The 18,330-nt window shown below is 37.3% G+C and carries 24 protein-coding genes and 1 pseudogene; 6 read left to right on the top strand and 19 right to left on the bottom strand.

What is annotated here, in order from left to right:
* Window positions 1-129: 129 nt before the first annotated feature.
* Entirely contained in the window at window positions 130-603 is a 474-nt protein-coding gene (locus Q5794_RS05315; protein ID WP_214985109.1) for a hypothetical protein, read from the bottom strand.
* 231 nt (window positions 604-834) lie between these two features.
* The gene (locus Q5794_RS05310; RefSeq protein WP_013055713.1) at window positions 835-1,002 is read right to left on the bottom strand and encodes a hypothetical protein; all 168 of its coding nucleotides are present in this window, start codon (window positions 1,000-1,002) and stop codon (window positions 835-837) included.
* Between the two features lie 148 nt (window positions 1,003-1,150).
* On the opposite strand from Q5794_RS05310, the gene Q5794_RS05305 reads away from it, so the two are divergent.
* The gene (locus Q5794_RS05305) at window positions 1,151-1,600 is read left to right on the top strand and encodes a staygreen family protein (RefSeq protein WP_214985106.1); all 450 of its coding nucleotides are present in this window, start codon (window positions 1,151-1,153) and stop codon (window positions 1,598-1,600) included.
* Between the two features lie 26 nt (window positions 1,601-1,626).
* On the opposite strand, the pseudogene Q5794_RS05300 reads toward Q5794_RS05305, so the two are convergent.
* The 6 genes and pseudogenes from Q5794_RS05300 to pgsB all read right to left on the bottom strand — a co-directional run bounded on the left by Q5794_RS05300 (window position 1,627) and on the right by pgsB (window position 8,012).
* Window positions 1,627-3,188 (bottom strand): annotated as a pseudogene (locus Q5794_RS05300) (gamma-glutamyltransferase family protein).
* Between the two features lie 123 nt (window positions 3,189-3,311).
* Window positions 3,312-3,515 carry a CapE family protein gene (locus tag Q5794_RS05295; RefSeq protein WP_013082014.1) on the bottom strand — a complete coding sequence of 68 codons (204 nt, stop codon included), beginning with the start codon at window positions 3,513-3,515 and terminating at the stop codon, window positions 3,312-3,314.
* 20 nt (window positions 3,516-3,535) lie between these two features.
* Entirely contained in the window at window positions 3,536-5,098 is a 1,563-nt protein-coding gene (locus tag Q5794_RS05290) for a gamma-glutamyltransferase family protein (RefSeq protein WP_214985103.1), read from the bottom strand.
* Between the two features lie 29 nt (window positions 5,099-5,127).
* Window positions 5,128-6,324, bottom strand: a complete 1,197-nt coding sequence (locus Q5794_RS05285) for a CapA family protein (RefSeq protein ID WP_374988773.1) — start codon at window positions 6,322-6,324, stop codon at window positions 5,128-5,130.
* A gap of 40 nt (window positions 6,325-6,364) precedes the next feature.
* On the bottom strand, window positions 6,365-6,814 hold the full coding sequence (gene pgsC / locus Q5794_RS05280; RefSeq protein WP_013055707.1) for a poly-gamma-glutamate biosynthesis protein PgsC: 450 nt from the start codon (window positions 6,812-6,814) through the stop codon (window positions 6,365-6,367).
* Window positions 6,815-6,830: 16 nt separating this feature from the next.
* Window positions 6,831-8,012, bottom strand: coding sequence for a poly-gamma-glutamate synthase PgsB (gene pgsB, locus Q5794_RS05275; RefSeq protein WP_268576386.1), 1,182 nt, complete (start codon window positions 8,010-8,012; stop codon window positions 6,831-6,833).
* 909 nt (window positions 8,013-8,921) lie between these two features.
* On the opposite strand from pgsB, the gene Q5794_RS05270 reads away from it, so the two are divergent.
* The 5 genes from Q5794_RS05270 (at window position 8,922) to Q5794_RS05250 (ending at window position 11,197) form a co-directional block, all read left to right on the top strand.
* Window positions 8,922-9,575, top strand: a complete 654-nt coding sequence (locus tag Q5794_RS05270) for a hypothetical protein (protein ID WP_374988772.1) — start codon at window positions 8,922-8,924, stop codon at window positions 9,573-9,575.
* Between the two features lie 135 nt (window positions 9,576-9,710).
* Window positions 9,711-10,250 carry a TetR/AcrR family transcriptional regulator gene (locus Q5794_RS05265; RefSeq protein WP_374988771.1) on the top strand — a complete coding sequence of 180 codons (540 nt, stop codon included), beginning with the start codon at window positions 9,711-9,713 and terminating at the stop codon, window positions 10,248-10,250.
* A 42-nt stretch (window positions 10,251-10,292) separates the two neighbouring features.
* Window positions 10,293-10,634 carry a quaternary ammonium compound efflux SMR transporter SugE gene (gene sugE / locus Q5794_RS05260; protein ID WP_192996761.1) on the top strand — a complete coding sequence of 114 codons (342 nt, stop codon included), beginning with the start codon at window positions 10,293-10,295 and terminating at the stop codon, window positions 10,632-10,634.
* 1 nt (window position 10,635) lies between these two features.
* Window positions 10,636-10,950 (top strand): multidrug efflux SMR transporter, encoded by a 315-nt coding sequence (locus tag Q5794_RS05255; protein WP_047933611.1) that lies wholly within the window; start codon window positions 10,636-10,638, stop codon window positions 10,948-10,950.
* 73 nt (window positions 10,951-11,023) lie between these two features.
* Window positions 11,024-11,197, top strand: coding sequence for a twin-arginine translocase TatA/TatE family subunit (locus Q5794_RS05250; protein ID WP_013055701.1), 174 nt, complete (start codon window positions 11,024-11,026; stop codon window positions 11,195-11,197).
* 98 nt (window positions 11,198-11,295) lie between these two features.
* Here Q5794_RS05250 and Q5794_RS05245 read toward each other — a convergent pair whose 3' ends face one another.
* From Q5794_RS05245 to Q5794_RS05195, 11 genes are all read right to left on the bottom strand, one after another.
* Window positions 11,296-12,120, bottom strand: coding sequence for a GGDEF domain-containing protein (locus Q5794_RS05245; RefSeq protein WP_374988770.1), 825 nt, complete (start codon window positions 12,118-12,120; stop codon window positions 11,296-11,298).
* A gap of 18 nt (window positions 12,121-12,138) precedes the next feature.
* Window positions 12,139-12,759 carry a LytS/YhcK type 5TM receptor domain-containing protein gene (locus Q5794_RS05240; RefSeq protein ID WP_214985085.1) on the bottom strand — a complete coding sequence of 207 codons (621 nt, stop codon included), beginning with the start codon at window positions 12,757-12,759 and terminating at the stop codon, window positions 12,139-12,141.
* Between the two features lie 373 nt (window positions 12,760-13,132).
* Entirely contained in the window at window positions 13,133-13,360 is a 228-nt protein-coding gene (locus tag Q5794_RS05235) for a helix-turn-helix domain-containing protein (protein ID WP_214985081.1), read from the bottom strand.
* A gap of 4 nt (window positions 13,361-13,364) precedes the next feature.
* Window positions 13,365-13,511, bottom strand: coding sequence for a YvrJ family protein (locus Q5794_RS05230; RefSeq protein WP_013055696.1), 147 nt, complete (start codon window positions 13,509-13,511; stop codon window positions 13,365-13,367).
* Window positions 13,504-14,115 (bottom strand): sigma-70 family RNA polymerase sigma factor, encoded by a 612-nt coding sequence (locus Q5794_RS05225; RefSeq protein ID WP_048020133.1) that lies wholly within the window; start codon window positions 14,113-14,115, stop codon window positions 13,504-13,506. The genes Q5794_RS05230 and Q5794_RS05225 overlap by 8 nt, the downstream gene beginning before the upstream one ends.
* A 241-nt stretch (window positions 14,116-14,356) precedes the next feature.
* Window positions 14,357-14,491, bottom strand: coding sequence for a hypothetical protein (locus Q5794_RS05220; RefSeq protein ID WP_264295255.1), 135 nt, complete (start codon window positions 14,489-14,491; stop codon window positions 14,357-14,359).
* A gap of 148 nt (window positions 14,492-14,639) precedes the next feature.
* Window positions 14,640-15,083, bottom strand: coding sequence for a redoxin domain-containing protein (locus Q5794_RS05215; protein WP_192996758.1), 444 nt, complete (start codon window positions 15,081-15,083; stop codon window positions 14,640-14,642).
* Window positions 15,084-15,199: 116 nt separating this feature from the next.
* Window positions 15,200-15,742, bottom strand: a complete 543-nt coding sequence (locus Q5794_RS05210; RefSeq protein ID WP_014461319.1) for a peroxiredoxin — start codon at window positions 15,740-15,742, stop codon at window positions 15,200-15,202.
* Between the two features lie 357 nt (window positions 15,743-16,099).
* Entirely contained in the window at window positions 16,100-16,300 is a 201-nt protein-coding gene (locus tag Q5794_RS05205) for a hypothetical protein (RefSeq protein WP_374988769.1), read from the bottom strand.
* Between the two features lie 142 nt (window positions 16,301-16,442).
* Window positions 16,443-17,429 carry a Gfo/Idh/MocA family protein gene (locus tag Q5794_RS05200; RefSeq protein WP_214985079.1) on the bottom strand — a complete coding sequence of 329 codons (987 nt, stop codon included), beginning with the start codon at window positions 17,427-17,429 and terminating at the stop codon, window positions 16,443-16,445.
* A gap of 171 nt (window positions 17,430-17,600) precedes the next feature.
* Window positions 17,601-18,233 (bottom strand): NAD(P)-dependent oxidoreductase, encoded by a 633-nt coding sequence (locus tag Q5794_RS05195; RefSeq protein WP_214985077.1) that lies wholly within the window; start codon window positions 18,231-18,233, stop codon window positions 17,601-17,603.
* Window positions 18,234-18,330 lie beyond the last annotated feature (97 nt).

The following is an 18,330-nucleotide window of genomic DNA, read 5'->3' as shown; positions in this document are numbered from 1 at the left end:
CGGTGTTCGCCTCCTTCTTTCATTTTACCCACTCGCAAAAAAACATAACGTTTTTTCTGTTAAAAAAGATGCCTATTAACAGCTGAGGTATGCTCATTTCTTATGAAGATAAAAAAACAGCAGGCTCTCCTACTGTTTATAATCCCACACGACTTTCCATTCTCCTTTTTCACGAACAGCATACACTTTCTGCACCAAATCAAAGTTTCCATATTTCCCTTTATACGTTTGGATCACGATCATTTCGTAAACAACAGGAAACGCTTTACGATCATTTTCCATCTTCCAGCTCTTTCTTTTTTCAACATCTTCAATGGAATAAGTAAAGGTGTCTACCCCAAAATGATTGAGAAATACGTGTGCTCGATCTTGTATGTATGCACCTTTTGTCCACTTCTTTTTCATGGATGAATGAAAAAGGTCCCATGATTCCGAAAAGTTCCCTTCCTGTTCCAGCGTATAAAATTCTTTTACGGCAGATTTAGCTTGATGACTCGGAGAAAAGAATGTAAATTGAAACATCCAAATTCCCAGCGCAATAACAGAAAGAAACACAGCTACTCCTAAACTTCGCTTCAAAAGCAGTGTTTTTTTTCGATACAAGTAAAAAGCCCCTTTATCAAAAATGCAGTATACAACAGCTTATTCGATATCCAAGCTTTTTAGTATTGCCGGACTAAACTTATCCGGCATATCTTCAAAAAAGAGGTTGGGACATAACGAAATCAATGGGATAAATGAAATCTACGTTCACCCTAACCATAAAAGATCCGAACGATTCATCGTTCGGATCTTCCTTCAACTAAACTACGTTTGTCCCAGCCCCTTTCGTCGCTATACAATGTGAAAAGCCATTTGCATGGCTGCTAAAAAGCCCACGAACACAAGGCCCGTCACGAGACCCTCTTTCCAATCTGGCCGGTCCCCTCGAACAAATTTAGCAATATCATACGATAGCATCGCTGCTAAAAAAATCGATAAAACAATATACAGCGGCTCCATCTTTTATCACCCACTATTTCTTTTCTTCAGTGTAACAACTTTTTCATAAGTATGCATGTAAGAAAAACAGCTTAAAATTCTTGACGAATGTGTGAAATTTCTCTTTTTTATGCATAAACTACTTAAAAGCGTGAAAGGAAGATGCCGTTTGTCTGCTTTTAATCCTCAGCAATTTAGCGTCACATACCGGCAAGGAAGCACACCCACCTTTCCTTTTATTGGGCGACGCTATACGCTCACACATTCTGAACAAACAGACGATTTATTTCTTTGGATCGACGAAAAGTTTGCTGTTGATCAATTAAATGAGCAGCGAAATGAGCTTTTTGCCGAATGGCTCCACAAAGACGGTGTTGATACGCTGTATGTATACGTATTTATTGGAAATGAACAAACGGAAAAATCCGTTCAAGCCATACGATATACTATTTTCAAACAGGAAATGCCTTACTTGCTAAAAGCTTTGCGCTACGGTGATGCCACGTTTTTCAACGCTCACCCTGCTTTAGATCGTTCCCCCATTTACGTACATTTTCATTCCAGCGACAAAGATTTTCATTCCATTCGATATTTTCAAACGCCTTCTCACTATGCCTAAGCATATGAGAAGGGATCTTTACTTCGTTAGTCTCCTGTTTTCCAAACTCCATTCCTTCTAGGGTCTCCCGCTCCTTCCATTTGTTTATCTTGAAAATTAATGGTTAACGCTTGGATACCTCCATAAAAGACGTCGCTTTTCTTTTTTCTATTCGAAACGCAGAAGGAATATTTTTTGTATTTAAATCGGGCTCTACATAAATAGTCGAATCGTCAAAAATAAATCGCGGTTCGTTTACAGCCTCTTGAAGCGGTTCATTTCCTTCAAGGTTTTTAGAAAGTACCTGAGTTAAAATTTGGGGAATCCGCGTTCCGCCCGGAGAACCTATTCCCATCGCCCACTCACCTTTTTCTCTTATAATAGTTGGAGCCGTAAAGGTTCTTGCCCTTTTTCCTGGCTCGCGATTATTCGGCTCTTTGCTTCCAAAGGTATCAGCGTTGTTATTAAGAAAAAAGCCGTCAACTTGTTCGCCTGTACCAAAGAAGTTACTCAACGTATTGGTTGTAGATACGACGGTTCCTTCTGAATCAATAACTACAAAATGTGTTGTACTTTCGTGTTCTTCATCGCCTTCACCTAAAGAACGTGTCGGGTGATTGACCAAGTTTGTTATATAATCATCACTAACTAATTCACTTGAGTTTTGATTATGAAAATCTGGATCTCCGATTTGTTTTAACCGGTCGGAGTAAGCTGCTTTTTTAATTCTGTTCATCGTTTCGTAATATTCTTTGTCAGGCATTGTTTCAAGATTTTCTTTTTCTGCCATTTTTAACATTTGAATCAGTGTAATTCCGGAAAAAGGCGGAGGCGCTGAAATCACTTCCGTTCCATTGTAAGTTGAAACGACAGGCTTGGTTTCTGTCACTTGATAGGAAGATAAGTCTTTTTTAGAAATAGGCGTTGCATCAGCAAGATCTTGTGCCACATCTCCTTTATAAAATGCAGATGCACCTTCTCGCTGAATCTTGATTAGCGTTTTAGCTAACACGGGCTGCGACAGCGTTTCTCCTTCTTCGATTGCTTCTCCCTTCGGATAAAAAGCGGATAGTTTGTCTACATCCATCCTTCCTCTAGAGTAATATAATCGAGAAGATAAAAGAGAGTCTACTTCAAACCCTTTTTCAGCGTATTCAACAGCCGGCTGAATTAAATCATTCATTGATTTTGTACCATACTTCTGCTGAATATATTCCATACCAGCGACAAATCCCGGCACGCCGTTTTTACCGTTCATAGAAGTTGGAGCGGTTTCCCGGTAATCGATAAAGGTAGCAGGCTGATCCTTTTTGGCAATCAGCATACCTCCACCTCCGCCAATTCCAGATCCAAAAGGTTCGACTACGTTGAGGGCATACGAAATAGCAATGGCCGCATCTACTGCATTCCCGCCTTCTTTTAATACGTCCATCCCTACATTTGCTGCCAGAGAATTAGAAGAACTCACACCATAAGAATGATCATTATTTTTTTTAAGCAGCTTTTCAGGACTAAGGTCTGTACTCGATTGAGTCATAAAGAAAGCGGCTATAACGCAAATTAATAATAAAAAAGCAATAATATTAAACAACAGTAATTTTTTATTCACATATTACCCTCCATTTTTACTCATCTGTATATTTTGTGAAGCGCTTTCATTTTTATCCATACATTACATTGAACACAAAAAAGACATCGTCTTGGACGATGCCTTTTTGTTACTACATAAGACTTATTTTCCAGCAGCTGCCGCAGCATCATTTACTGCATCTGTAGCAGCTGATTTTGTTTGCTCAATCATTTTTACATTATTTTCAATTTTTTGCTGTTCATCCGTTGAAAGAGTAGCCGGATGTTTTAAAGCACCAAGTCCTGCTACTACTCCTGCTACAATAGCAATTGGTCCTACAATCCCTACGATTCGTTTTGCGATCATTTTCTATTCCTCCAATTAAGTTAGTCTGTACTTTTTTCCCATAAACCGTGGCGGCGCGGATCAGCGTCACCTTGAATTTTGTTTTTCTTTAAGTCTTTCACAAGTGCTTGAACGCCTCCGTAAAACATCGCGTTATCATTGTTTTTTAAGTCATAGCCGTACGTTTTTAAACCATCTTTAGTTGACTGTTTAAGCTTAGCTTCTGAATAAAACTTATGAGAATCAAAAATGACACGCTTGTTTTCTACTGCGTTTTTAATGGAATCTTTGTCTTCAAAATAATCCCCAATTACTTGCGTTAACACTTGAGGAATGCGATTTCCTCCCGGTGTGCCAATGGACATTACCCATTCATCACCTTCACGAATAATGGTAGGGGCTGTAAATGTTCTTGGACGCTTACCAGGTTGACGCTTATTAATTCCTTCCCCAAACGTATTGAGCGTATTATTTAAAAAGAATCCATCTACATATTCACCGCTGCCGAAGAAATTACTCAGCGTATTTGTTGTTGATACAACGGTTCCTTCACCGTCCATGACAACAAAATGAGTGGTACTTTCATGTTCTTCGACGTCGCTTACTTTGGTATGATCTGTTTCAGTATTATTTAATTTATTACGAAGTAAATGCACGTAATGATCGTCGATCCAATCATTTGGCGTTTCTTTTATAAAAGCCGGATCAGCGATTTTTTTCAAGCGGTCTTGATAAGCTACTTTTGAAATTTGACCAAGAAAATGATAATAAAGACTAGGATGCGATTCCTTCAGCTTCCAAATATCTTCTTGATCCGTCATTTTTAACATTTGAATAAGCGTAGCACCAGCAAAAGGCGGAGGTGCTGAAATAATTTGATGACCTTTATAATTGGTCGATAGAGGTTTGCGTTCAACAGGCGCATACTTTCGCAAGTCTTTGTGACTTACTTTTGTTTCTTCTGTAATATCGTCTGCAATTTTCCCTCTATAAAAAGCATTTGGCCCTTCTTCCTTAATCTTTTGCAGCGTGTTCGCTAATTCATGCTGTTTGACAATTTCACCTGTGTTAATGGGGTCTTTATCTGGATAAAAGCTAGGAATTTCATCTTCATTCACATTACTTTTGTATGAAACCAGCCTATCGTGCAAATCTTTGTCCACTTTGTACCCATTCTCGGCATAGTTAATGGCCGGGTCGATTAGTTTGCTCATCGACATAGATCCGTAGTGATGCTGAATATAATCCATACCAGCAACGAACCCTGGTACGCCAATCTCATCTTCTTTATCATTCTTAGGTGCAATTTCTCGGTAGTCAATAAATGTTGGAGAGGCATCTGCTGGATCAATCAGCATTCCGCCGCCTCCCCCAAGTCCTGATCCGTACGGTTCCACAACACCAAGCGTGTAGGAAATGGCAATAGCTGCATCAACTGCTGTACCGCCTTGTTTAAGAATTTCCATACCTACTTTTGTGGCGCGAGGATCTGAAGTACTTACTGCATATTCTTGTTTTGGAAACATAAATTGATAAACACATACACCTACTATGAGTGAAAAGATGACAATGGAAACAATAATCGTATTACGTTTATTTATCATCTTTTACCTCCTCTGTGTATGACGGGCTATTAGTTAGCTTGCGCTTCGTTCTTTTTGCGCTCCTCTGCATGTTTTATAATGCGAGAATGATCTAAGTTTAATTCAAACTTGTTTCGTTCTTTTTCTAACAGTTCAGGGTTTGAAGAAAACTTGTTTAAATCGTTATAAATACGCTTCATGCGCCAAGGGTTATCTGTTGGAGTTGGTGTACCTGCTTTAATAACCATTGGAATAACATCAATTTTAGCTTGGCCCTGCTTGTTTAAATGATACTGAACCATCGCTGTATTTTTTGTACTTGACCACCCTTGGTCAAAAATAAAGTTTCCTAAGCTATAGAAAATAACCGAACCTTTATATACGTCATATGACTGTAGAACGTGCGGATGGTGACCAATGATAATGTCCGCACCAGCGTCTACCATCGCTTTTGCTAGTCCTTCTTGACGAGGACTTGGCTGTGCATCGTATTCTTCACCCCAGTGGGCATTTACTACAACTAAATCAGCATTTGCTTTCGCTTGCTGAATCGTGCTGAAAATAAGATCCGGATCTGCTTTTAAAATACCTGGGTTGTTTTTTCCAGCCGACATTCCGTCTGAATATACATCCGTAAACCCTACGGTTGCAATGCGAATACCGTCAGCATCTTTATACGAAATATGCTTTGCTTCTTCAGAGTTATGGCCAGCACCAACAAAATCTAATTTGTTTGCTTCAAAAGTAGAGATCGTATCTTCTAACCCTTTTGCACTGTAGTCCATTGAATGGTTGTTCGCTAAGTTTAATACGTCGAAACCTGCATTTTTAACAGTCGCTAGATCAGCAGGCTTACTATATAAATGAATACCTTTATCCATTGCTTTATATGAATCTACGTCATTTGTTAAAATCGGCGTTTCGTAGTTCCCACTTACGTAATCCGAATTTTTAAAGAACGGCTCCACGTTGCGGAATACAAAATCTTCTCCGTAGCGTTCAGTTACTTCTCTTACATGGCGACCCATCATAATGTCTCCGACCATAGTCATCGTTAAATCATTATTGGCCTCTGGATTAGCCGTCTCAGGGTTTTCAAGAGCATCCGAACGCTCCATCCATCCTGAAAGAGCTAAAATTACGATTAAAATTGGCGTTAAGATAAGAGCTTGCTTGCCCGTTGTAGGCTTTGTTTTCTTTATAAACATCAATACTTTTTCTTGAAAATTTAATTTTTTCTCTTTCAACGCTTTCACCTTCCTTTACCAGCTGCGGTTTGTCTGTGTATTAAAATAAATAATAAACTTGCATAATTCCAAATGTTACACCACTTAATAAAACCGTTGTTCCAACTGTTAAAGGAAGACCTTGCTTTTGCATTGTATTTGCAATTAAGCCCGGTACAATGATACCAATTCCGCGTAATTCAAACACTTCAAACGGCAAGATCGGGAAGAAATAATCAAATGCAACTTTAATCACAATACCCGTAATTAACATCGCTGTAAATTTGCGACGTCCATATAAAATAACTACTTTTGAGATTCCGTACACGACGATAACATACGTTAAAATACTAATTAAGAAAATCATTAAAATAGTAATTGGCTGATCAAATACAAGAGCTAAATATCCCGGTACGATAAGACCGGCTGGCAATACGCCCGTTTTTTCTGTAAAAATTAAGCTTAGTGTAACCCCTAACACAAGGGCAATATATAAATCTGATCCGAACATGAAATGGCCTCCTAGATTAAACTGCTTTTCTCATCTTTTTCATTTCAATAATAGCTTCAACAAGCGGCTCGGCTGAACCGTGGATATTTCCGACACCGTATACGATACGATCTTTTAAATAAGGCTTCATGCGCTCTAAAATTTCTTCTGTAGAAGCGCCTTCCATATCCCAGAATTCTTTTGTCGGCAATTCGCCTCTTTGATATGCTGCAGCGATTGGTGAGGTCGTCTGACCAATTGCAATCATTACGTCCGCTTCAATGTATGGCATTACATCTTCAGCAAATTGCTCCGTGCGATCTACACGGTCCGGACGGCAGTTCATAATGACAATAGGAAGTTTTTCACTATAGTTCATTGAATCTACACGTTCCCAAATACGAAGCGTGGAAGAAGCATCGTTGGCAGCAAATCCATTCACTAAAAATGCTGGACTTTTTTCATCGCCAAACGTTGTAATTCTCATTGCTCCTGGGTCAGGCTGGGCATTTAACATTCCTCTCATCGCTGTTTCAGCATCGATACCAAGTGCTTCTGCTACTGCTAAACCGATGGAAGCATTATCAGGGAAAACCATATAATCAAATTCACGTAAATACGCTTCAGATACTTTATCATTGTCAGCTACAATAACTTTTGTGTTGCGCTCTGCGGCTATTTTTTTATAGTATTCCAAATATGGACCTTCAATTGTAACAAGGTGGCCATTATAAGGAATAGTAGCAGTGAACGCTTGAGCAACTTCATCTAGAGTTGGACCCATTACATCCATGTGATCTTCTAGTACGTTTACAATAACGCCTACCTTGGCTTGAATCAGCTGATTTTGGAATGTGATTTGATAATCGGGCTGTACAGCCATACATTCACAAATAAGAGCTTCCGCGCCAATATCGGCAACTTCATTTACTACTCGTCGCTGTTCTCCAATGTTCGGACCTTCTTTACGACGAATAATTGGTTCTTCTTCACTTGTATGCCAGTAGATCATACGCGCTTGTGTTCCTGTCGTTTTCCCTACTGTTTTGTAACCTGCTTCTTTTACAATACCTGTAATCAATCGTGTAACGGTGGATTTTCCGCGAATACCATTAACATTCACTCGTACAGGAATTGAATGCAGCTTGCGTAAATGTCTGCGATACTCCCAAACGCCATACCCTACTAAAAATAGGCAGCATAGGATAATTAAGATCATGTTTCATTCTTCTCCTTCCAAACTTCTCCTGTTGGATACGTTATGAATGCTTTTGATTCATAATGATAGATATACGATTTCATAGTTTCACTCCCTTTATATATGTATGGGAGCTAAATCAATTAACAGCGCTAGCATGCTGCTAAAACACCTGCTTTGAAAAATGGACTCGAGTACCAATTTCAACAGCTCTAAAACTATCATCTGCGCTCATTAGTGGTCAATAGCTCAAATGTTATATATTCTTACAATTCCGATTGTCTATTTACAGAATTAAAAACTCATTGTTTTATTTAAAATTTACAGAATAGGTCTAAAGTTTATTTACCTAGAAAAATCCCATTAATACCTTTTTTTACCATAACAACAGGAATATTTTATACATCACTCTTACAATTAACACACGGAAATATTACGTAATTAAAAATTTCTTAACTTTAGAAAACGTTTTGTAATATAAAGGCGGGATAAAAAATATTTTATTCCATTAATACCTTTTTATGGATATACCAATTTAATTTGTCTAACAACCGTACTTGTAAGGATGATAGATAGATATAAAAGTTAAAAAAATACATTTACTTATCATTTTCTGCTTACATTTAACTTACTTAAATAGAAAGGACATTAAATATTTTTTTCTAATTATATAAGTATTTAGGCTTCATACGCGTCTAGTTCTTTTGTTGTTATTTTATAGATTTCCTTTATTTAATAATCAATTCAGTAAATCTAAATCTCTTGACTATGGCCTCTTTTCCTATTTTTATTTCAATATTTTCTGAATCTTTCTACCGATGAAGGCAGCTTTCGTCCGATAAGATTGCCTAGAAAAATGCATGATTTCTCACTTTTTTGGCATATGATGTTATCATAAAAAGAAGAAGTATCATCAAAAGGAGGAAAACAATGGTTGATACAATCCTTTATTTTCTATTTTCCTTTTGCTATATTGTCCTGTTTTTCTTTAGCATATATGTAGTAAGAAAAAACACTTCGCCGTTTTACATGCTTTTTCTTCCTTTAGTAATAGCTGGACTAATTTACGATAATATAATGATTGGGATTGGTTCATTTATCGGTGAAGGCGATACTTTACGTTCACTCAGCATGCTTCGCTTTTGGTTTCACGCTTTATTTACCCCTACTTTGGTGCTCTTTGCGTATGGCGTAGCGAAATATTCGACAATTACATGGGCTAAAAAACCTGTTGCCGGCATTCTTTTTTTGCTAACCACGTTTGCCTTAATTAGCTATGAAACAATCGCGACGATTAGTCAGCGCATGGAAGTTGTACGTGAATATGGCATTGTTCGCTATACATTAGTGGGATCATCCGGTCCCCCTCTTATGGTTCTCATTGTGGCGATTATTTTGCTTTTTGTTGGAATTTCCTTATTTCGCAAGACGCAATGGAGCAGCATGATTATTGGAGTAGCCGTGATGATTGTAGGAAGTGCCGTGTCAATTCCTATACCAAGCACAGCTGTAACAAATACGTTTGAGCTTATTTTTATCTTCTCTTTATTTTTAACTCAGCGTCATTTAGTGAAAATACATTAAAAAGAAGCGATTCCCTTGCTTCTTTTTTTATATTTGATATCTTTTACCTAACGACCGTTAGTTAGATTGAGGAGGAGCATTTCTTGAGCGAATTATCAACTGTAGAAAAAATTAGAGCTGCAGCAATGGAGCTCTTTGGAGAAAAAAGGCTATACAGAAACATCGCTTGCTGATATCTCATCAAAAGTAGGCATAAAAAAACCTTCCCTGTATGCTCATTTTAAGAACAAAGACGACTTATTTTTACTAACCGTGCATGATTTAATGAATTTATTCCTAACAAAGTTACCTGTTATATACGAACAGCATAAAACAAAGTCTGCTAAAGAACAGCTTCACTGCTTTGTTGTAGATTTCTGCACGATGATTGAAAAAGATTCTTTTGGCCAGATGTACCGTCGTCTTATTTTGTTTCCACCTGAACATTTGCAGTCGGAAGTAAAAGCTATTTTCTTAAGAAGCGAACGATTGTCTGATCAAATTCTGCATGCTATTTTTACACAGGGAATGGCTGAAGGCGAAATAATTGAACGTCCAATTGATTTGTATATCAATAGCTTTTATTGTTTAACCGACGGACTGTTCATTCAGCGCTTTTATTATGAACCAGAGTATTATGACCAGAAAATCCACGATGCTTGGACGATATTTTGGGAAGGCATACGTGCTAAATAGGCCCTGTAAAAAGGGCTTATTATTATGCAAGGAGGAATTAACATGGCTTGGATTTACCTTATTATCGCTGGTTTGCTCGAGATTGTATGGGCAATCGGCTTAAAATATTCACACGGATTTACTGAAGTAACTCCAACAATTATTACGATCATCACAATTGTCATCAGCTTTTATTTCTTTTCAAATGCCTTAAAAAAAATTGCTGTCGGAACAGCTTATGCAGTATTCACTGGTATAGGAGCTGCTGGCACAGCGATACTTGGAATGACCGTTTTAGACGAAGGAACAAATATTGGAAAGATTTTATTTTTAGGATTAATGATCTTTGGAATCGTTGGTTTAAAGTTAATTTCTACTGAAGAAACAGAAGGAGAGGAATCTTAACATGGCTTGGATTGCATTAATAGCTGCCGGTTTTTGTGAAGTGGGATTTGTGATTTTTTTAAAACTTTCAGATGGGTTTAAGCGGCTGTTTCCTTCGATTGGATTTATCCTTTTCGGTGCAGGAAGTTTTTATCTTCTCTCCTTAGCATTAAAGGAGATACCTATTGGAACAGCTTACGGCATATGGACGGGAGTAGGAGCTGCCGGAAGCGTACTTCTTGGCATGCTTTTCTTTCATGAAGCAAAAGATATGCGTCGAATTTTATTTATTTTTTGTATTGTAGCAGGTGTAATCGGCCTTAAAATCACTGGATAATGCTGTACTACTTCCTTTCTTTTCATGCTATACTAAACTTGTAAACACTTTCAAAAAATAGGAGACGATGACAATGAACCTTGGGTTTGGAGAAATTGCCTTAATTGTATTTGTCGCTCTATTGCTTTTTGGCCCAAAGAAACTTCCGGAATTAGGGAAAGCTGCCGGAAAAACGTTAAAAGAGTTTAAAAACGCTACAAAAGGAATTATGGAAGAAGACGAAAAAGAAAAAGCTCCTCCTAAATAAGGGGCTTATATCTCTTTTAAAAGCTGACTCAAACGTTTGAGTCAGCTTCTTTGTGGTGAGAATATACTAAAATTCGATTTCGACCCGTACGCTTTGCTTCATATTAAAGCCTGATCTGCTTGATGGACAATTGAAATCGGCGGTATGTTTTCGGATGGAACAACTGTCATTATTCCAACACTGATTGTGATACACTTAAACACGTCAGAAGCTTGATGGATAATGCCACGCTGCTCCACTTGCTGTCTAATAGCTTCTGCCATTTTTATCGCTTCATATTGATTAGCTCGAGGAAGCAATATACCAAACTCTTCTCCTCCGTATCTTGCGACAAAAGCCGATTCGCCAAAGACAACGCTTTTAGCAATATTCGCTACTTCTTTTAAGCATTCGTCTCCTTGAATATGGCCATAGGTATCGTTATACGCTTTAAAATAATCAATATCAAATAAAAGAAAAGAAAGCGGCTCTTTTTCTTTCCGTGCGTATTCCCACTCGATTTCCAGCTGTTTATCAAGAGATCGGCGGTTGTTCAGACCCGTTAACCCATCTTTCATGGACAGCATTTCAAGCTTTTTATTGGCTTTGCGAAGATTACACTCAGCCTTCTTTTTCTCCGTAATATCTCGATATTCCCAATAGTGGCCAATATACACATGACCTTCATAGATTGGAATGTAGTCACGCGCATAAATTTTACCGTTAATAAACGTAATTTCTTCATCTACTATTGACTCTTTTGAATAAACGGTGCTTTCTACCGTTTTTAAAAACCTAGCAGGATCTTTCAACATAGGAGCGTGAGATAAAAACAGCTGATTACTTTTCAATCCAACGTATTGATTAGGAGGTCCGGGTATATCAAACATGTCACAAAAAGTTTGATTACTAACGGCTACTTCGCGCTCTGGCGTTTCAATCATGGTACCTGTCTTTGCATTTTAAACCATAACCGAAAACATTTTAGACAGCTTTTTATGCTGACTTGTCGTTACTCGAGATACATATATATATCTACCTACCAAATACACTAGACACCCACCTATAAAAGAAGCAGGCAGTAAATAGATGATAATTGTAGCAGCGCGCTCGATATCTTTAAAAAGAAAGGACAATGAGAAAAATACGCAAAGCAAGCTGATAGAATTCATTAATTGAAAACGAATAAATGGACGATAAGGTAAGCGAACCGTCCACCCAGACAGTAAAGCCATTACGATAATTGTAGAAGCGCCTACTATTCCGCTTGCCGTAATTCCAAACAAAAGCAGACGCATTACCCCTATAATACAAGCCGCAATGATAGCCGGTACCATTCCTGCATAAAGACAAACAATTGTCACCGCTAAAAAGCGAAGGTCAAGAATAATAGTAGAATCTATTTTAATTGTATATATCATTAAAATGCTGCCTAATAGTCCGTAAGAACATCCGTAATAAATTAAGCGATACATTTTGTACCGTTTTATTCCTTCTACTCTATAAATGATTTGCTCTCGAACTATACTCGCAGCAAACATGAAAGAAATAATTAACGTGATATTAAAGAGAAGTTGACTCACTTTATTCTTAACCTCTTTCCAAAAAGCTAAAACAAAAAACAATAGGCTTCTTAGCTTACATATTGTTTACTGCCGCTTTTTTATAAATAGTGCTGTTTTATTTATCGAACAGCACTATTTTTTCCTTCATTAAATAAAACTCTTCTATCCTCTATTCATTGCCGATAATCCTCTCTATATAAAGAGTGACTATCTTCCTTTTATACAAGAAATTCTACTTGTTAGTATACTACTAAACTCTATTTGTACACATCACCTTTTACCTTTTTTTTAATATTTATCCATTTCTATTTTTTGTATTTTTCACTGTAAGGTAAGTAGTGGAACTTCAGCAAAAATAAAAAAAGAGCGTCGATACAACGAGCGCTCTTTTTTATTTATGGCGTAAAAATTCCCAAAGTCCTGGCGTTTTGGAAAAATCAAACGTCTTAACAGCGGAAAGAATTTTAATCTTTAAATCTTGCTTTATGTCTTCTCTCTCATGCAGTGAAAAGCTTTGGACAGCTTTATTTAGTTTTGGTTCCAGCTTTTTTAATAAACGCCTTGACGCCTCTTCATCCCCAGCTTTCACTTTATTTACAAGCTCATATAAAGTTTCCATTTCTTCACTTCTTTCTTAAGTCAGTTGTTAATTCTTCCACTTTTTCTTCAAGTCGCTTTATATTGTTTTCTACACGCAGTAATAAATAAAAAGAAAGGACAGCGGGAAATCCTACGTTTCCAACAAGTTGAAGCCACTGAGGATCAAACATATCTATCACTCACCTTCATAATTTTTTTCAACTTGCTTAGCGCACGTTGATAATGATTAGAAACCGCTTGCTGAGAAATAGAAAAATAAGCAGCGATTTCTTTATGAGTCCAGCGTTCGACAATAATCAAGTGCAGCATACACTGCTGCTTGGCCGTTAATTGGCGAAAAGCATGATGAAGAATACGATTTTCAAGTTGATTTCCTAAAAATTCATGCTCCCATACAGCCCCGTCCTGTACTCCTAGCATATCTTCAACTGTTCGATTTCCATCTAGCGCAGCCGGCTGCTGCAGGCGAAGAGGAATATAAGAACGCTCTTTTTCTTTGACACGCATAACATCTCTGGAATAATGTCTGCAAAGCTTGTTAATATAATGAAGCAATCTAACTTCGCTATAAAACTGATGAAATTCTTTGTTTAGAAGTCTTTGTTCTTTTGTATCATTTTTAACAACCGCTTTTTGTAATCGCTCATAGCGTTCTGGTGTCAAAAATGTATTCATTATATGAGTCTGAAGAGTTGCGCTGTGGTTTGTAAGAAATGTATGAAAGGTACATTCTTTGTCGTGCCGCTTTTCTTGCTGCGAATAGAGCTGAGTCATTGTGCAAATCTCCTCCTTTTTTTCTTATACTTATTAAAAAGGGAGAAAAGAGTAAAATAACAACACCGAAAACGAACATTTGTTCTTATATAAATTTAACTATATTAGGTTTTTTATGTCAATATGATGAAAGGCTCATTAATAATAGAAAAGAATCAGTAAAAAACAAAAGAGGTTGAGACATACCTAAATGAATCCAATCTAAAGACGAACAAATAAGATACATGAGCTGAATCTCTTGTTATACCGCAGTTGATTTCCGTGCAAGGCTTCGCTTTCCGCAGGCGGCCGCTGAGCCTCCTCGTCGCTTGCGCTCCTGCGGGGTCTCACCTATTCCGCTTTTCCCGCAGGGGTCTTCGCCTTGCCCTCCAATCAACTGCTAGAAGGAACGAAACAGATGAAATCTACGTTCAGCATAACAAAAAAAACGAACTACTAATCAAACATTTTGATCAGTGGTTCGTTTTTCACTTCGGCTAAAATATTTTTATCCCGGCTCTTTTTATTTCTTCTTCATGTAGAGATTATTCTTCGCCTAAGACGCGGTTAATACGTTTGCGAAGCATCGGCATTCCATTTCCACCCGCTTGGAAATGACGAAGCTGACCTTCTTTATCAAATACATAATATGCTGGTACATATTTATTTTCAAAAGCGTCTGTTAACTTATGCTCACTGTCTACGTAAATTGGCTGAGTAATATCGTGTCCCATGGCCATTGCCTCAATAACACCCATATCTAAGTCATCTTCCGAACGAGGCATATGAACCGCTACAACATTCAATTGATCATCATACTCATCACGAAGATCATTAACTTCAGGCATTGCTTCTTTACATAAATGGCAGCTTACTGACCAAAAGTGGATAAGCGTTGCTTTATCGCCTACTAAATCTTCCTTTGTTAATTCGTCGTTAATCCAAGATGTTGCTCCAGTTAATTCAGGCATTTGTTCACGTAATTTCATTTTAAAATCCTCCTTGTTAACAAAACTGAATATTCTGTATTTTTTAATTAGAAAACTATCTTTTCTATTTTAATGGCAGCAGTAGAGGAATTTCTCCTCTACTCTACCGCTGTTTATTAAAGTGTTTTTTGACCTGGTTTCCAGTTAGCTGGGCAAAGTCCGCCAGTTTGAAGTGCTTGAAGTACACGTAATGTTTCTTCTACGCTGCGGCCGATGTTGTTATGGTTTACAACTGCGTATTGCAATTCACCTTCTGGATTAATAATAAACAATCCGCGAAGCGCTACGCCTTCTTCTTCAATTAACACGCCGTAATCACGTGCTACTGCATGAGTTGGATCTGCAGCCAATGGATAATTCAAATCTCCAAGTCCATTATCTTTACGATCTGTGTTAATCCAAGCTAAGTGAGTATGAATTGTATCTGTAGAAACACCTACAACTTCAGCATCTAGATCTTCAAACTCTTCGTAGTGATCTGATAGAGCTGTAATTTCTGTTGGACATACGAATGTAAAGTCCATTGGATAGAAAAACAATACTGTCCATTTACCGTTTTTCATATTTTCTTCTAAACTTACTTTTCCAAATTCCTTATTTGCAAGTACAGCTTCCATTTCGAAGCGTGGTGCTTGTTTTCCTACCATACGTTCTGCCATGTCAAAACCTCTCCTTGTACAATGTATTTCACAAGCTTATGCTTGTATGTATTATTTTTAATGCAATCAATGACACCTTCTATTTGATAACGATTATTAGTATCATTATAAACTAGTAATGACTATTGATTACATTCTTTATTATACACGAGCTATTATTATAGTCAATACTTTTTTATAATCATTTTAATCTAGGATTAATTATCGAATATTTTCCACTCTTTTTATTCTGTTCTTTGATTAATCCTATGTATGCAGGGATGAATAAAGATAGAAGATACTAAAAAACTTCCCTTGTTTCAACATATTTGCTTTTAAAATGTGCTGCAGCAAGATTTCGAATCTCAATTATGTTCTTTATAACCACAATAAAAGAGAATGAGACATAACTATCTCAATCCGATTTAGAGACGAACAAATTGGAAAATGATCTAGTATGGATGACTGGTTATACCGCTGTTGATTCCCGTGCAAGACTTCGTTTTCCGCGGCCGGCCGATGAGCCTCCTCGTCGCTTGCGCTTTTTCCGCAGGAATCTTCACCTTGCCCTCCAATCACCAGCTAGAAGCAGCTTCATACATGAAACCTACGTTCACCCTATCAATGAAAAAATCCGAACGAGCTTGATTCTCCATCAAGAATCAAACTCGTTCGGATCTTTCTTCAACTAAACTACTTTTGCCCAGCCTCTGTTATTTATTTATTTATTATCATTTGGATATACAAGACCGATTTGCTCTCGCACTTTATCCATCACGTGCATTGTTAAATATGAATTCTCATAAGAATTTGTGTTCGATTCCATCTTTCCTTGCTTTAACAGCTCTACGAATTCATTTATTTCATAGTACATAGCAGGATAAGGCTGATCGACCGTTAACTCTTCTACCCGTCCGTCATTGTATCGAATTTCTACTTTTTCAGCGGTATGTATTTTGTCAATAACCATACTGCCTTTTTCTCCTTGAATTTCACTTGGCAAATGCGAATTTGTAATTTTAGAATACATGATGACCGCGTCTCGATCTTCGTACTCTAAAGCAACTGACCCTTCTCCATCTACTCCAGATTCTAGCATAAACGCAGTTGCCTTTATTTTATGAGGTCCTCCAAACAACGTAATCAGAGGATAAAGACAATATACACCTAAATCCATCAGTGAACCATTAGCAAGCTCTGGCTTAAAAGCATTAAGCACGATACCTTCTTTGTATTTATCATAACGAGAAGAATACTGACAGTAAGACGCCACGTATTTTCGAATTGGACCAATTTTATGTAAGTTCTCTTGAATCACTTTGAAGTTAGGAAGAAGAGTTGATTTCATTGCTTCCATTAGTAACACCTTGTGATTTTTGGCTGCTTGAATCATGCGAGTTACTTCTGTTGCATTGGCTGCGAGCGGTTTTTCACACAGTACATGCTTGTTATTTTTCAAAAATAAGATAGCTTGTTCCGCATGATAAGCATTTGGAGTAGCAATATACACTGCGTCAATTTCAGAACTCGCTGCCATTTCTTCTAAATCAGTAAATATATGAGGAATATCATATTTACCTGCAAATTCTTCTGCTTTTTCAATGGTTCGAGAATAAACAGCTGCAAGCTGAAAGTCGTCTACATACTGAGCTGATTCTAACAGTCGATCTGTTATCCAGTTCGTTCCTATTACGCCAAAACGAATCATCTTTTCATCTCCTTTTTATCATCTATGTTGTATTGTATCGTTTTTAAAAAGAAAAACGAAGAAATAATAAAAAATCTATACCTTTTTCCATTGCTTTATATCTATTTTGTTCCATAAAAAAACAGCTTACATCAAATGCAAGCTGTTTTTCAATATGACTCAAACCTAAGCTTATGCTTTCTCACCCACTACAGCAAAACGTTCATTCACATGGTTTTTATTCTCTAACTCATCTATTAAAGCAATCGCATAATCAGCATAGCTAATATAGCTTTCATTTTGACTATTTGTGATCACATGATCTTTTCCTAATTGATAGGCTCCCGTGCGAGCACCTTCTGCATCAAAAAAGGCTGCTGGGCTTAAATAAGTCCAATTTATAGTCGACTTTTCAAGTTCTTTTAAACCTTTACCCATGTTTGAAGCCGTTGGATAATAAGCCGCTGGAAAACCTTCTGTGCTCATTAAAGGCGTTGTTTTTTCTGCATCTACAAATAAACTTCCCGCTCCGCCCACTACTGCGAGTCGCGTTTGAACACCTTGAAATACTTTAATAAGTGATTGTATAGACTCAACGTGGAGCTGTTCGCTTCCAGGAGGTGCATTAAATGCATCTACCACAGCATCGAACTGTTCAATGTCTTTTGAAGTAATGGCAAAAATATCTTTTTCAATTACGTTTGTTTGATTTTTTAGTTTAGAAGCTTTTCGAACAACGGCTGTTACTTCATGTCCTCTCTGTTTTGCTTCTTCCATAATTAATTGACCTGCTTTTCCTGTTGCTCCAATAACACCAATTTTCATTTTTATTCTCTCCTTTTATTTTTGTTGTAACCATTACAGTTACATATAACACAAAAAAATTTGAGCTTTTTATAGCACTGCTAATTCTTCTCAGCTC

Origin of the sequence: Priestia megaterium (assembly GCF_041941685.1) — a bacterium.
In the GTDB taxonomy this organism is placed as follows: Bacteria; Bacillota; Bacilli; order Bacillales; family Bacillaceae_H; genus Priestia; species Priestia megaterium_C.
The sequence above is the reverse complement of the archived record's forward strand: the minus strand, read 5'-3'. Positions and strand labels throughout refer to the sequence as shown.